General features: G+C 44.5%; 11 protein-coding genes. 10 read left to right on the top strand and 1 reads right to left on the bottom strand.

The genetic code is table 11. From position 1 onward, the window contains the following. The first annotated feature begins 125 nt into the window (after nucleotides 1-125). The 3 genes from BXO88_RS12930 to BXO88_RS12920 all read left to right on the top strand — a co-directional run bounded on the left by BXO88_RS12930 (nucleotide 126) and on the right by BXO88_RS12920 (nucleotide 5,718). Nucleotides 126-938: a zinc ribbon domain-containing protein gene (locus BXO88_RS12930; protein WP_078038148.1), complete on the top strand. Its 813-nt coding sequence runs from the start codon at nucleotides 126-128 to the stop codon at nucleotides 936-938. 92 nt (nucleotides 939-1,030) lie between these two features. After that, the gene (locus BXO88_RS12925) at nucleotides 1,031-3,280 is read left to right on the top strand and encodes an HD domain-containing phosphohydrolase (RefSeq protein WP_078038147.1); all 2,250 of its coding nucleotides are present in this window, start codon (nucleotides 1,031-1,033) and stop codon (nucleotides 3,278-3,280) included. Between the two features lie 29 nt (nucleotides 3,281-3,309). Further along, nucleotides 3,310-5,718 carry an HD-GYP domain-containing protein gene (locus tag BXO88_RS12920; protein ID WP_078038146.1) on the top strand — a complete coding sequence of 803 codons (2,409 nt, stop codon included), beginning with the start codon at nucleotides 3,310-3,312 and terminating at the stop codon, nucleotides 5,716-5,718. A 44-nt stretch (nucleotides 5,719-5,762) separates the two neighbouring features. Here BXO88_RS12920 and BXO88_RS12915 read toward each other — a convergent pair whose 3' ends face one another. After that, nucleotides 5,763-6,800, bottom strand: a complete 1,038-nt coding sequence (locus BXO88_RS12915) for a hypothetical protein (RefSeq protein ID WP_078038145.1) — start codon at nucleotides 6,798-6,800, stop codon at nucleotides 5,763-5,765. A 256-nt stretch (nucleotides 6,801-7,056) separates the two neighbouring features. On the opposite strand from BXO88_RS12915, the gene BXO88_RS12910 reads away from it, so the two are divergent. From BXO88_RS12910 to BXO88_RS12880, 7 genes are all read left to right on the top strand, one after another. Then, nucleotides 7,057-8,031, top strand: coding sequence for an esterase family protein (locus BXO88_RS12910; RefSeq protein ID WP_139355592.1), 975 nt, complete (start codon nucleotides 7,057-7,059; stop codon nucleotides 8,029-8,031). 138 nt (nucleotides 8,032-8,169) lie between these two features. Then, nucleotides 8,170-9,891: an HD-GYP domain-containing protein gene (locus tag BXO88_RS12905; RefSeq protein ID WP_078038143.1), complete on the top strand. Its 1,722-nt coding sequence runs from the start codon at nucleotides 8,170-8,172 to the stop codon at nucleotides 9,889-9,891. Nucleotides 9,892-9,956: 65 nt separating this feature from the next. Then, the gene (locus BXO88_RS12900; protein WP_078038142.1) at nucleotides 9,957-10,349 is read left to right on the top strand and encodes a pyridoxamine 5'-phosphate oxidase family protein; all 393 of its coding nucleotides are present in this window, start codon (nucleotides 9,957-9,959) and stop codon (nucleotides 10,347-10,349) included. Between the two features lie 248 nt (nucleotides 10,350-10,597). Next, the gene (locus BXO88_RS12895; protein WP_078038141.1) at nucleotides 10,598-11,413 is read left to right on the top strand and encodes a polyphosphate polymerase domain-containing protein; all 816 of its coding nucleotides are present in this window, start codon (nucleotides 10,598-10,600) and stop codon (nucleotides 11,411-11,413) included. A gap of 138 nt (nucleotides 11,414-11,551) precedes the next feature. Continuing rightward, entirely contained in the window at nucleotides 11,552-12,220 is a 669-nt protein-coding gene (locus BXO88_RS12890) for a DUF4956 domain-containing protein (protein WP_078038140.1), read from the top strand. A 124-nt stretch (nucleotides 12,221-12,344) separates the two neighbouring features. Then, a complete protein-coding gene (locus tag BXO88_RS12885) occupies nucleotides 12,345-14,030 on the top strand; it encodes a carbohydrate-binding domain-containing protein (RefSeq protein ID WP_168171706.1) in 1,686 nt (561 codons plus the stop codon). A gap of 161 nt (nucleotides 14,031-14,191) precedes the next feature. Then, complete coding sequence (locus BXO88_RS12880) at nucleotides 14,192-14,491, top strand: HigA family addiction module antitoxin (RefSeq protein WP_078038138.1); 300 nt, start codon at nucleotides 14,192-14,194, stop codon at nucleotides 14,489-14,491. Nucleotides 14,492-14,650: the final 159 nt, after the last annotated feature.

The raw sequence follows: 14,650 nt of genomic DNA, 5'->3' as shown, positions 1-14,650 counted from the left end.
TGAAAACTGAATATTTAATTTATACAATATTCCCAACGATATGAGGACAGAGACATTTAAGTAAAGATGTAAGCATGTTCTTTGGACGGCTTTTTACAGCTTAATCATAATATGAGGGGTAGAGTATGAATTTTGATTGGGGCGCTATTTTAGGACCTATACTTAGCCTTGCGGCATTTTTCATCATAGTGGGATATATAGGATATCGTATCAGGAGATTCAGACATTCCATCATGGGGCAGGCAGTGGAGACTATCGCAAAGGCAGTAGTTAACGGTGACGGTATGATAGAAGAGCCGGAATACACTGCAAAACCGAGATCCCTGTCCTCCATGGATTCCATTTATATTCCTAAGCTTGAGAAGGATTTCCCTGAGTTCAACTGGAATGAATGGAAGGTACGGATACAGGACGCGGTACTCAGAAGGATGGAAGCCATAGATGAGAGGGATCCTGAGTTGCTCAGTGATCATCCGCTTATAAAGGAAGAGGTGGAGAGGATCATCACAAATGAAGGTACAGGTGTGAAAAATCTCACCTATTCCGAGGATGAGCTTGAGTTTAAGAACCGACATGCCTACGATACTGTGATCTTCGGTTATGACAGAAACTCAGGACTCTGTACTATTCATACCCAGACTTCAGCAAGCTATGAGCGTCATGTGAAGGCGGGGATAAAGGCAAATTCCGCACAGGGAAGTGCCGGATCCAGGATCAGAAAGATACAGTCGGTATTCAAGACAGATCTTGTGTATGTTCAGGATGCTGACAAGGTGGACAGCAGGCTGAAGGGCAAGATGATAGGATATAACTGCCCTAACTGCGGAGCTCCTTTGAAGATGATCGGGGTCAAGGTCTGCGAATATTGCGGAACTGCAATCGAAGGGGTAAATATAAAGGTCTGGACCATAAATAAAATAACTGAAGACAGGAGATAAGCACGTATAAAAGCTCATAAAAAAACAGGAAAAATGCAATACTAAAAATTGAATTGAACCGCATAAATACTTATGGTAAAGTGGTTTACAAAATGGGGCGTTTTGCAAACGGAGTGAACAGAATGAGATCGAATTCGGGAAGATACAGACGCGGAGTAAGGATGCGGATAATGTCTATAGTTGTGGGAGTATGCATAAATATCATGCTCTCAGCCTTTGCTATCTATTTTAAGCTTCCACTTTATCTTAACACTATAGGAACCATGTGTACCGCCTGGATAGGAGGGATATTTCCGGGGGTCATGACAGCGTTCTTCACGAACCTGATCTGTGAATTCTACAGTTATGATGCTCTGTATTTCTCATTGATAAATGTTCTCACTGCAATATACGTCGTTTATTTTCGAAAGAAGCATGAAAAGGTAAGCGTCGGTGATATGGTGATATTTTCTCTGGTATCCGGCTTTTCATGCGGTCTGATGGGCTCACTCATAGAGCTTTTTCTTTATAGAAATATATCCAATTACACTATTCTCGGCATAGCGGATCATTTCAGGCTGCTACTTGATATTTCGCCTGTTATGTCACTTTCTTTCGCCAATATAAGCATGCACATCATAGATAAGGGACTTTCCCTTGTCATAACTCTCTTTATAATCAGAGCCATCCCAAATGATATAGTGCGCAGCATCAGAGACGGAGTCTGGAGACAGCGACCTTTGTCCGAGGAGGAGCTTAAGGATCTTCGGAACTGGGGCAGGGATATCAGACTGTCTTCCAGAACAAGGATGACATTTGTGCTTATAGGATTATCCACTGCGCTTCTTTTTATCGTCGGAAGCATAGGTGTGAATCTGTTCTTTAAAGAAGCAAAGACCGAAAGGACAGAAACAGCCCAAAGAACAGTGAAAATCGTGGCTGAGGTGCTGGATACCGACCGTCTGGAAGAGTACCTCACGAAGGGTAGGGCCGCAGACGGATATGCCGAAACAGAGGAAATTCTCAGACATGTATGTGTCAATGCTTATGGCGTGGAAAAGCTCAGGGTAGTAAAGGTCATGGAGGGCGGAGCCTATTTTGTTTTTGATCTCGACAAAAACAGTGAAACAGAGCAGCATGAGCCCGGAAGCTATGTGCCCATAAAAGAAGAGTTCAAGCCATATAATGATGATTTTCTTATGGGGAATGAGATAGAACCGATACAATCAAGAGATGATTCCGGAGTGTTCCTAAATATCTATTATCCACTTAGGAACAAAGGAGAAAATACGGGATATTATGTGGGGGCTGAGATATCCTTCACTACAGTAGCGATGATCCTTCTGAGATTTTTAAATAAGATGGGACTTATCCTCGTAGGATTCTTTGTTCTGATCATCGTCTTCGTTACCTGGATGACCGATATGTATGTAGAATATCCCATCAGCAGTCTTGCGAGATGTGTAGACCGTTTTGCGTCTGCCGGTTATGATCAGGAGACTCTCGATGAAAATGTAATGACGGTAAGAAAGCTCGGTATACATACAGGTGATGAGGTTGAAAAGCTGTATCATGCCGTGTGTCAGATGACTCTCAATCAGGCTGAGCAGATGAGAAATGTACGGAGATTATCGGAGTCAACCGCACAGATGCAGGACGGAATCATCATCACCATGGCCAACATGCTGGAGAACAGAGATTCCGATACAGGAGCCCATATCCAAAAGACTGCCGCCTATGTAAAGATCATAGCAGAGGGACTCAGAAGGAAAGGCTACTATGCCGAGAAGATAACGCCCAGATTTATATCTGAGGTCGTTCGAAGCGCTCCGCTGCATGATGTGGGAAAGATAAGCATTACCGACAGAGTTTTAAACAAGCCCGGAAAACTCACTGATGAAGAGTATGAGATCATGAAGACTCATACTATCGCTGGAAAAAAGATCATGGAAACCGCCATCAGTACTGTTCATGGCGAAAGCTATCTGAGGGAAGCACGGAATATGGCGGCTTATCATCATGAAAGGTGGGATGGCAAAGGATATCCTGAGGGGCTTCACGGTGAAGGGATCCCTCTTTCTGCAAGGATCATGGCTGTTGCCGATGTTTTCGATGCCCTGACTTCACCTCGTGTATATAAGCCGGCTTTTACCATCGAAAAAGCTCTGAGAATGGTGGAAGAAGGTGCGGGTACCCAGTTCGATCCGAAGTGCGTGGAGGTGTTCATGGAGGCTCTGTCTGAAGTAGAGGCGGTTTTTGAAAGATACAATGCAAATCACATAAGTTCATTTGAAGATCGAATGTCTGAAGAATACGAAGATGAATTTGCTGTTGTGTCCGGTCCTGATCAGAAAATAGGCTGACGTTTCAAAATCGCATTTTGGAGTTTTTTATGAAAGATTTTATCGCAGCACATCAACTTAATATAATGCTCATGATGGGAAGTATCTGCGGAACGACAGCTCTGTTCTCCTATGTATCCAGCGCTCTCACCAAACGAAGGAAAAGGGTGCTGATAGGGATGGAGCTCTCGGCCATGGTACTTCTTTTTTCGGACAGATTCGCTTATATCTATCGCGGACAGTTATCAGACTTCGCCATATTTATGACCAGGATCAGCAATTATCTGGTTTACAGTATGACTATTGCAGTTGTGTATTATGTAAATCAGTATATCAAGGACCTGTGTGTAAATGAGGGTTGTGACGATAAGTTTCCGCTTATGCTTCTGTTCAATGACAAATGTGCATTACTTGCAGAGATACTTATAGTGGTCTCGCAGTTCACAGGTCTTTACTATACCTTTGATGAGACCAATCATTATGTACGTTCTCCGGGATTTATCATGAGTTATATACTTCCGGTCATCATGGCAGTCACCCAGCTTTTGGTGCTGATAAAGTATTGCCACAAGCTCAGTAAAAGAGTGCTTATTCCGCTTTTTCTCTTTTCGCTGACTCCGCTTATGGCAGGTGGACTGCAGATAGTCTGGTACGGTCTGTCCCTCACCAATATGACCATGGTAGGAGAGATCATCATCATTTATATCTTTACACTTATGGATACCAATGAAAGACTGGCGGAAGCCCATAAGCTTGAGATGGATACTCTTCTTAAGGAAAAGATGAGTATGAAGAGACTGTTTGATGAGGCTGCCAAAGCATTTGTATCCGCTATCGAAAGGAAGGATACATTTTTAGAGGGACATTCTTCGAGAATTGCTGATATCGCAAGGATACTTGCTGAACGAAGCGGCAAGAGTGAAGATGAGTGCGACAGAGTCTACTATTCAGCGCTTCTACATGATATAGGTCTTATACTGCTTCCTGACAGTCTCATCGGAAAGGCTGAGGGGCTTAGTGATACAGAGTATAAGCTTGTGAAGAAAACGCCGGTGTTCAGCGGAGAGATACTTTCAAGTATAAAGGAGTATCCATATCTCAGTGAGAGCGCCCGCCACAGTTACGAAAGATATGACGGAAAAGGATATCCTGACGGACTGTCCGGAGAAGATATCCCTGAGATATCAAGGATCATAGCGGTTTCCAGAGCCTATGACGCCATGGTGTCTAAAAGGCGATACAGGGATCCGCTTCCCATACAGGTTGTCCGGGAAGAGCTCATAAAGGGATCCGGCACACAGTTCGATGCCCATTATACGGAGCTTATGGTTCAGCTGATAGACTCTAAAAATGCAGCAAAGGAGGATTCAGGTAAACTGGATCTGGAGAAAGAATTATTATGCGAAGAGTACAGGAGCAATGTCTCTACCGGTATACCGATACTGAACAACGAAAGCATTATCAGATTCAGGTGCCGGAGGCATAATGTGAATTCCGTATCCTTCAGTGCTCCTTCGCTCATCATTTTCGACGCCTTCGACGGACATGTACATAATAATGTTAAATCCATCGAAGCAAATCACTACATGGAATTCGGTGAGATATGGTTCGACGGTCATGGTATAACAACGGCAGCCAGAAATATGGAAATCAGGGTAAAGACTGAGGAGAAGTTGGCATCGGATGTTATCACGGTAAGAAGACTTGGATCTTACCCGGATAAAAACGGGGATGAAGACTTATATGAAATAGTATTCGGAAGGTATGAGGATCACCTCCGGCTGATCATGAAGGGACCGGAAAAAACAGTCGAGGCTGTTATGGCATTGCCGAATAAATCCATGAAGGCTTTTATCGGACTTACCGGAGAGAACTGCCGTATCTGTGATATAGAGCTGGAGAATACAGCCTGTCGGATAGAGCCTGGGGATGTAGCCCGTATCTCAGAGGAGATAAGCTATATCGACAGGATGGAGGCAGATATACCGAACATCCAGGTAGACAGGACGAGATCTTCGGCAACGGATGGAGTTGAGGTGAAGGATGGTCTGGAGCTCAGATTCCATTCCATGAGCCTCCCTACCGCAAGTCTCGTATGGGAATGTCCTTATGTTGTTCTGTACTATTCAAAGGATAAAAAAGTGCGTGGAGAGGGATACCGGGAATATGCCCTCATAAAGCTGAACGGCGAAAATGATAACAGGGATGAGTACGCAGAGAATGCTTTCTCCGTAAAGAGGACTGCGGAATTCGATGGATGGGATCACTGGAAAAAGAGCAATAAGGAGGGTCTCGTTTATGATGTGTACTTTACGAAAAAGGGAGACAGGATCACGCTGTCCAGTGAAAATCTCGGAATACAGATAAAGAATATCACCAGAATAAAGGATCACAGAAAAAAGGTTTATGCAGCCATCACAGGAGATCAGGTGGCGCTGACGGATATAAGAGTTCTATAAAAAAGTTTTATGCCGGATTCCCGAGGAATCCGGCATAAAGCTTTTTATTTTTCTTCTGTTTTTGTTTCATGAAGGAATCTGATGAAGGTGTCGACCTCGTGCTGTGAGCGGAGACGAAGCGTGTAGATATATCTTCCGATATGCTGCCATGCTGATTCAGGCAGTTCCTTTCTAATGACTATGACGTCGTGATACTTGTCAGCGATGCGGCTTTCGGGATGAACATAATCAGGTCCTTCCTTTCGGCTCGCATGAACGGAGAAGCAGTTCTCGTCGCTCTCAGAGCTGTGATGCATGAGTTCTGAAGCTGTCTGAAGACGCTCGTCCAGATAACGTCTGTCTGTGGTTATCATGTCCGCCCATATCTTATATACGTCCACAGAATGGGCGATGTTCATCATATCAGGGATGTAGCCGCCCGCAGGACAAAGGTCTGTATCGATGGCGATGAAGTCACCCTCTGAACCGAAGTCGGCCTGATCCTTAGTGAGGCGTTTGAATACGAAGTGGACGAAGCGGGATTTCGCATCGAGAGACTTCAGAGTCTTCCGGCCCAGTGATTTGAGCTTTGCAGGTATAGTTGGGCAGGTGTAGTATACTATGCCGGTATCGGCGCGGCTCTCTGTGAGCTCGTCCTCCGGCCATACGGTCATGGATTCAAATAAGGGTTCTCCATGACTGTCGCTCACTGCATCGTAAGAGCAGATGATTCCCTCGGCATTCTGATTTTTAGCCAGAGTCTCGTCATCGTAAGCTGCAGCAGGATAATGTTTAAGTCCTGTCGTTATGTTGAAATCCGTACGGAGACGTGCTTCCTGGGAAAGCCAGTAGGGATTCATGGATTCGAGCCAGTCTATTTTTCCGTACTTATAGGAGAAAAAGGCTACTGCGCGATAGAGCTGATCATAATCATGAAGACTGTCGATACGGAAATATTCAGTCATGCTTTCTCTCAGGTCCTGCGGAAGATTTTCGTAGGGTGCATCACCCACGCCTAAGACATTGACACCGTTCTTTTTCAGACGGTCGCAAAAATTCCAATAATTATCCGGATAATTGGGAGAAAGAAAAATGAAATTCATATCAGAGCCTCCTGATGGGACGTCAGCCCATGAAATTTCGCACTGCGAAAGCTGACGAATATTGATTTGGTCACGATACCGGGATCATGCATGGAAACACATACGAATGCTGGAATTGTGACACTCAAGTAACATTATACATATTTTTCAGAAGTAAATATAGTGCACGAAATCTGTAATTCATGGTATAATTTTTGTAATACTTTGACATAGAAATAACGATCGTGAAAATATAGAGGGACAGGAGGTACAATCAGTGAATCGAGATAAGTATACTTGGCACAGTGTGCATTTGGATAGAGACATGTCAGTCCTTGTTTACGGAACAAAGGGGGTTCCGGTTCTGGCGTTTCCGAGTAAGAGTACCAGATTTGATGATTGGGAAAAGAACGGGATGGTAGACAGTATCGAGAGTCTGCTTGAGGCCGGAAAGATCCAGCTATTCACCGTAGGCTCAGTTGATGATGAGAGCTGGCTCTGCGAGAACGGAATAGATGTCTGGAGAACTGCAAGGCAGGAGAGTTATTACAGATACATAGTTGAGGATGTTATTCCGTTTATCAGAAAGATAAACAAGTCTAAAAAGCTGCCTATTGCCACGGGAGTAGAGATGGGTGCCAATCAGGCGGCAGTTGTCTTTTTGAGAAGACCTGATATATTCCAGGCACTTATAGCCATGTCGGGAATCTATGATGCGAGATATTTCTTCGGAAACTATATAGATCATGATCTTTATGAGAATGCTCCGGAGCGTTTTCTCGAAAATATGGCACCGGATCATGAGTACATAAAGCTCTATAATCAGAGAAAGATGATCTTCTGCGTCGGACAGGGATCTCAGGAGTTTGATGGTGTACGTGCCCTCAAGAATCTGGAAAGGATCTTCATAACAAAGAGCATCAATGCATGGTGCGACTATTGGGGCTATGATGTTTCACACAGCTGGGACTGGTGGATGAAGCAGATCAGCTATTTCCTTCCGAAGGTGCTGGAGCCTGAAAAGACAGTTACAGTAAGTGCTGAAATAGCAGAGGAGAAAACCGAAAAAAAGGATGAGAAGAAGGCTCAAAAGGAAGTAAAGGAAACCACTGTGACCAGAGCGTCAAAGGAAATAAAGGAATCAAAAGAAGTAAAAGAATCAAAAGAATCAAAAGATGTAAAGGCGATCGTAAAGGATGCTAAAGCGAAGAAGCAGGAAGCGGCTCCAAAGGATTCAAAGATCCGACTGTAATTCGGCTATATACTCTTTTTAACTGATTATAATGTACCGGTTTATGACAAAATGCTCATGAACCGGTATTTTTTTGCCTATGAAATTAGTATAATTATTCAATAAGGATGTGGTATTTCGGAAGGATACAGGTGTTATATGGGGGGCGATTTCAAAAGTAAAGTCAAAGCTGTTTTGGAGAGTCTGGACAGGACTATCTATGTCGGTGACCGTCTAAAATCAAATCTGACGGCGCTTACATTTGCAGGTTCGGTTTCTACAGCTTTGGGATTGATCCTGGCAGTGGTAAATTATTTCACTGGCGACACGGCTATGTTTATAGCGTCGATGGTCACTGTGATAGCCGGGGTAGGCTGCGTTTTCTGCACAAAGGTGCTTTATGACAGAGAGCTCGCCATACAGATCCCGACGATATTCTGTATGGTGGTCATCACAGTGTATATCATTACCGGTGCCGCAGATGGATCAGCCATGCTGTGGGCCATCATGATACCTATAGGTATGTGCTATTTCGTAAGTGTAAAAAACGGTATAATTCTTTCTGCATACTATTCACTTGTATTTGTGATCGTTTTTTATACGCCTTTGAGAGAGCATGTGAAGGCATATTACACAAATGGATTTATGGAACGTTTTCCTCTTCTTTACATTTGCCTTTCTCTTTTCACAGGCATGGCTATGATACAGTATCACAGGAAGGCGCTTTTTGAGATCGATTATGCCAACAAACTGTCTGAAGAGGTTGCCAAGCAGACCGCTGTGGCAGAGGAAAGAAGCAGGAAGATAGAGCAGATATCCATCGAGACCATTCAGGCTCTTGCTCAGGCTATAGATGCAAAGGATCCCTATACCAGAGGTCATTCCACGAGAGTTAGTGATTATTCCGTGAAGATAGCGGAGGCTCTTCAATGGGATAAGGAGCGTATAAATGAACTGAAGCTTTCGGCTTTATTGCATGATATCGGAAAAATAGGCGTACCGGATTCGATTTTAAATAATCCCAGGAGGCTTACAGATGTAGAGTACGATATCATTAAGTCTCACACCACCATGGGCGGTGATATCCTGAAGGGTAAGGTGACTATAGCTATAGCTGAGGATGTGGCGCGAAGTCATCATGAGAGATATGACGGGTGCGGCTACCCACGGGGACTTAAGGGGATACAGATATCCGAGGAGGCAAGGATAGTTGCTGTGGCGGATTCCTTTGATGCCATGAGTTCCAACAGAGTTTACAGAAAAGCCTGCGATGAACAGCATATAAGAAAAGAGCTGCTTGCCGGAAAAGGACATCAGTTTGATCCGCATTTCGTAGATGTTTTCATAGAACTCTGGGACAAGGGAGAGCTGGCTTCGATCATGAAGGACGATACCGCCGCAGATGAAGAAAATGCCAGAATTTCATCGGCTATCATGAGAAGCGAATTGGAGAGCTTTCTGAGTAAAAATAACAGCTACAGTTCAGATAAAGAGGATGTCGATTCCGGTGATGCTGAGAGGGGATCCGGGAATTTCACAAAGCTCTTTGACTTTTTATCGGAGCAGGAGCAAAGCTTTGCTTACCCCTTTGATGCTGTAACCATAAATCTTGATGCTGCAGGTATCGAAAAGGATCATAAGGAAGAGCTGGAAAAATCGATGTACTATATGGAACAGTCCATAAGGCAGAACATCAGAGATGTTGACATCACAACAAGGTATGGAAACAGTCATTTTCTTGTTATAATTATCGGTGCCAATACAGATGGAACTAAGGTGGTCATAGATAAGATCTTCAGAGGCTACTATAAGATGAACGGAAGCGGAGCATATCTTCCTTCATATGAGATCCCCCGGAAAGAAGCATTGACACTTTCTTGATTAATGTATGGCATCCCGGGACAGGCTCGGGAATATAAGTAAAATAAAAGTATAAGGAGGTAATCATGCAGAAAGTAGAACAGTTTTTAAAGCAGGCAGAGACATATTATCTTGCTACAGTGGATGGAGACCAGCCAAGGGTCAGACCCTTCGGAACAGTACATATCTTCGAAGGGAAGCTTTATATACAGACCGGTAAGGTGAAGGATGTTTCCAGACAGATCCACAAGAATCCAAAGGTGGAGCTGTGTGCATTTAAGGATGGTACATGGCTTCGTGTTGCAGGAGAACTCGTAGAGGATGAAAGGATCGAGGCGAAGAAGTCAATGCTGGATGCATATCCGTCTCTTCAGAAGATGTACTCGGCTGAAGATCCAAACACAGAGGTTTTTTATTTCAAGAACGCAAAGGCGACCTTCAGTTCATTTACCAGTGCGCCTGAAACAGTAGAATTCTGATTACATTTTATATAGAGAGACATCATACGAAAGCCGGTTCGGACAGATTGAGTTTCGAACCGGCTTTCTTTTCACATAAAGGACACATTTTCCACAGGATTTTTCAGTTTTTTTTCAGTTTGAGACTGTATGCTACATCCATCCTAAGAAAGTTGAGTTTTTCCAAAGACTTGACCGGAAGCACTAAGTCGAAGGGATATCGGGCAAAAACGATATCCCGGCTTAGGTATATGAGAGGAGAATAAGAAATGGCATTACAGATTTTTGAAAGAATTGAAAAGAAATTCATGCTGACGAGAGAACAGTTTGAAAGACTTAAGCCGATACTCGATGATCATATGTCACCTGACAAGTTCACAGATTATACGATCTGCAACATATATTTTGATACAGACAATTTTCAGTTGATACGAAATTCCATAGAGAAGCCAAAGTACAAAGAAAAGTTAAGACTAAGATCCTATGGGGTTCCCACTGACGATCAGGAGGTTTTTCTCGAGCTTAAGAAGAAGTATAAGGGAATCGTTTATAAAAGACGAATCGCCATGAAGATGTCTGAGGCGAGAAGGTACCTGTATGAGGGTAAGACTCCTGAAATAAAGAATGATTTCGCCACGAGGCAGATCTTCAGGGAGATAGATTACGCAAAGAATTTTTACGGACTTAAGCCAAAGGCATTTATAGCCTATGACAGAGTAGCGTTACATGGAAATGAGGATTCGGAGCTTCGTGTCACTTTTGACAATTCCATAAGAGCGAGAGAAAAGGATCTGGAACTGACATCCGGCGATCAGGGAGAGCATCTGATCTCAGATTCGCAGGTTCTCATGGAGGTGAAGATCCCGGGAGCGATGCCTGTCTGGATGGCGGAGGCATTTGCAGAATTAAATATAAATATGGTTTCTTTTTCAAAGTACGGTACATATTATAAGCAGCACTTTGCGGAAGCGACAGGATATGAAGCAAAGATCATAGCAATGAAACAGCTGAATGCTCTGGAGCTCAGAAGAAAGAGTGAGGAAGAATCGAGAGAGCTTGCGCTTCCGAGAAGAGCGATGGCCTGAGAGGTCGGATGGCACGGATTATCCCAAAAGAATTATTGCTTTGTGGCGAAAATCCTACCGGGAAACATTTTTAGCAGCGTTTCCATAAATTATGAGAGAAAAACGCAACATTTTTTCATAGATAGAAGGAGAAAAATCATGTTAGATACAATAATTTACGATACAGGAGCAACACCGGCAGTTTTTGTTTTATGTCTCGGAGTTTCCATGTTGCTTGGCGCGGTGATAGCGGCATTTCACAGCTACAGAAACAGGAGCAGCAAGAATTTCCTCATGACGCTGGTACTGCTTCCGGCTATAGTGCAGTCGGTGATAATGCTGGTAAACGGTAATGTAGGAACCGGAGTTGCGGTAATGGGAGCCTTTTCGCTTGTGAGATTCAGATCGCTTCCGGGAAACAGCCGTGAGATCGCATCCATCTTCCTCGCCATGGCAGTGGGACTTGCAACAGGTATGGGGTATCTCATGATGGCAGCGGTGATGACATTTATAGTTGGTGCGGTTTCCATCGCTATAGTGGCAGCTCCTATAGGACAGGCAAGAGAGCTTGAAAGAGAGCTTAAGGTGACGATCCCTGAGAATCTCGATTACGCAGATATATTTGATGATGTTTTTGCTTCATACTCAAACGGTGCTCAGCTTGTGAGAGTGAAGACTGTGAATATGGGCTCACTTTATGAGCTGGTTTATCACATTACTCTGAAGGACAGGAAAAACGAAAAGCAGATGATAGATGACCTAAGAACCAGAAACGGTAATCTCGAGATAAGCTGCGGAAGAATTTCGGAGAAGGTAGAATCACTTTGATCATAAGAGCCGGTCATAGAGATGTCTGCAGTTAAGATATTACCATCGGAAGATAATTGGCAGAGAAAGCATGCTGAATCGGTTCGTGGATCCGAAACAGTTTGCATACAGAAATGAGGGAAAAATGAGAAAGAATAATTCTAAATACGCATATATCAGAAGTATTAAAGGTATGGCGATGGCGCTTTCTGTTGCGGGAACAGTTGTTTTTGCGGCAGGCTGCAGTAATTCCGGGACAGTATCGGAGCAGGAAACGGGTGGTATCAATGTTTCGGGAGCTTCAGATGAGGGATCATCGTCTGACAGTACAGCTGCAGCAAAGGCATCATCGGGAACGAAGTCGACAAACGGCGAGATAGCCATCACAGTGAATGACGGAAATATCAACGTAAGCGGTCAGAACTCTGACAGTGTGAAGGTTTCCGGCACCACCATCACCATAACAAAGGCAGGAACCTACAGGCTGAGCGGAACTCTTACGGAGGGGCAGATCCTAGTGGAGGCAGGAGACAAGGATGATGTTCAGCTGATACTTGACGGTTTTAGCATTAGCAACAGTGAAACAGCTCCGATTTATGTAAAGACTTCCGGAAATTTCTTCCTGGAGCCTGAGGCAGGAACTGAAAATCTGGTGGAGGACAAGCGTGAGGCAGCATCCGGCAGCACCTCCACGGAGGAGATTCCGGATGCCGCGATCTACAGCAAGTCAGATCTCTATATCATCGGAACAGGTGCACTCACTGTCAGGGGCGGCTATTCTGACGGTATTCATGGAAAGGATCTTCTCATGGTGTCGGAGGCGGTGACTCTCGATATCACAGCCACAGAGCATGGTATCAACGGAAAGGACAGTCTGGAGATTCAGGCCGGTACCATCAGCATCACTTCCGGTGAGGACGCGCTTCATTCCAAGGGTGATGTGATAATCAGCGACGGTACACTGCAGATCTCTGCTGAGGACGATGGAATCCACGCGGAAAATGAAGTCAGGATTGATGGCGGAAATGTGGACATAGTTGAATCCTATGAAGGACTGGAGGCTCTGAAGGTAACGATAAACGGCGGAAATATCAGTGTTTCTTCCTCCGACGATGGCATAAATTCTGCCGGCGGCGCCGACTCCTCAGGCGGCATGTTCGATGTGACGGAAGGCGCGGCCATAAGCATTAACGGCGGTACGGTCTATATCACTGCGGCAGGAGACGGAATCGATTCAAACGGCGATGTGGTCATCACCGGAGGCGAGATCTACGTTGACGGTCCTTCCATGGATGGCAATGCTTCTCTCGATTACAACGGCACAGCCACTATTACAGGCGGAAGCTTCTCACTGACAGGCTCCAGCGGCATGTTCCAGAGCTTCAGCGGGGAATCAACACAGGCTCAGATCATAGTTTACTATTCGGAAAGACAGGCGGCAGGTACTGAGATCACGGTTACGGACAGCGAAGGCAAGGTCATCTATGTCAATGCTGACTCCCAGAAGGAATTCACCGTATTTCTGCTTTCAAGCCCGGAACTTAAGGCTGGAGAGACCTACACGGTGAAGACCGGTGATCAGGAAGCAACTGTTACTATAGAAGGATTGACCGGCACTGCCGGAGAACGTTCCGCTGATATGATGGGCGGTGGTATGGGTGGTCCCGGCGGTCCAGGCGGTCGTGAAGGACAGGGAAGACCCGGTGGTTTCGGCGGTTCCGGTGAACAAGGAGTCACCGGTGACCGTGATGGTCAGGGAATACCCAACGGACAGGGCCGCTCCGGAGTCTCTAGTGGACAGGGTGCTCCTCAGGAACAACAGAATAAATGATCGAATGGAGCAGGTCTTAGGGACCTGCTCTTTGGTGTAATAATTGTAATTGACAAAATGGATGAAAGAATGTACCTAATATAGAATCTGTTTCTATTGGAATAAAGGAAACGTAATCATTGAAGAAATCGGTGATTATCACTAAGGAGGTGACCTATTTGATGGATTTAGAACCTACATCACCAGGAGAAGTATTACAAGAAGAGTTCTTGGAACCAATGAAAGTAACTGCATATAGACTTGCCAAGGAGGTACACATCCCTCAGTCAAGAATCAGTGATATCATAAGTGGCAAGAGAGGAATTACAGCCGACACTGCTATGAGATTTGCAATGTACTTTGGAACAACTCCGCAGTTCTGGCTGAACATTCAAAATCAGTATGATTTGGATATGCTTAAGGTATCAGGTAAGATTGTTGATATTTCTGATATTAGACCTTACAATCTGATGCAAGGATAGATGTAGCCTCCGGCTGCATTTTACAGCTTTTAATCTTATAACAACCGGAGAGTTCCTGCCGTTTAAGTGGAAGGTTTAACAACATGGGGCTGTCGCCTAGATGATGATATGCTCCCCCCAAGTAGGACACTGAAATATAAAACCTACTTGGGGGAATTT

The sequence above is a fragment of the Oribacterium sp. C9 genome (assembly GCF_002007235.1).
Classification (GTDB): domain Bacteria; phylum Bacillota; class Clostridia; order Lachnospirales; family Lachnospiraceae; genus Oribacterium.
The sequence above is the reverse complement of the archived record's forward strand: the minus strand, read 5'-3'. Positions and strand labels throughout refer to the sequence as shown.

What these genes read in the sequence shown, in the direction of transcription:
- BXO88_RS12930 (WP_078038148.1), top strand. Translation starts at nt 126, where the DNA reads ATGAATTTTGATTGGGGCGCTATTTTAGGACCTATACTTAGCCTTGCG.
- BXO88_RS12925 (WP_078038147.1), top strand. Translation starts at nt 1,031, where the DNA reads ATGGGGCGTTTTGCAAACGGAGTGAACAGAATGAGATCGAATTCGGGA.
- BXO88_RS12920 (WP_078038146.1), top strand. Translation starts at nt 3,310, where the DNA reads ATGAAAGATTTTATCGCAGCACATCAACTTAATATAATGCTCATGATG.
- BXO88_RS12915 (WP_078038145.1), bottom strand. Translation starts at nt 6,800, where the DNA reads ATGAATTTCATTTTTCTTTCTCCCAATTATCCGGATAATTATTGGAAT.
- BXO88_RS12905 (WP_078038143.1), top strand. Translation starts at nt 8,170, where the DNA reads ATGGGGGGCGATTTCAAAAGTAAAGTCAAAGCTGTTTTGGAGAGTCTG.
- BXO88_RS12900 (WP_078038142.1), top strand. Translation starts at nt 9,957, where the DNA reads ATGCAGAAAGTAGAACAGTTTTTAAAGCAGGCAGAGACATATTATCTT.
- BXO88_RS12895 (WP_078038141.1), top strand. Translation starts at nt 10,598, where the DNA reads ATGGCATTACAGATTTTTGAAAGAATTGAAAAGAAATTCATGCTGACG.
- BXO88_RS12890 (WP_078038140.1), top strand. Translation starts at nt 11,552, where the DNA reads ATGTTAGATACAATAATTTACGATACAGGAGCAACACCGGCAGTTTTT.
- BXO88_RS12885 (WP_168171706.1), top strand. Translation starts at nt 12,345, where the DNA reads ATGAGAAAGAATAATTCTAAATACGCATATATCAGAAGTATTAAAGGT.
- BXO88_RS12880 (WP_078038138.1), top strand. Translation starts at nt 14,192, where the DNA reads ATGGATTTAGAACCTACATCACCAGGAGAAGTATTACAAGAAGAGTTC.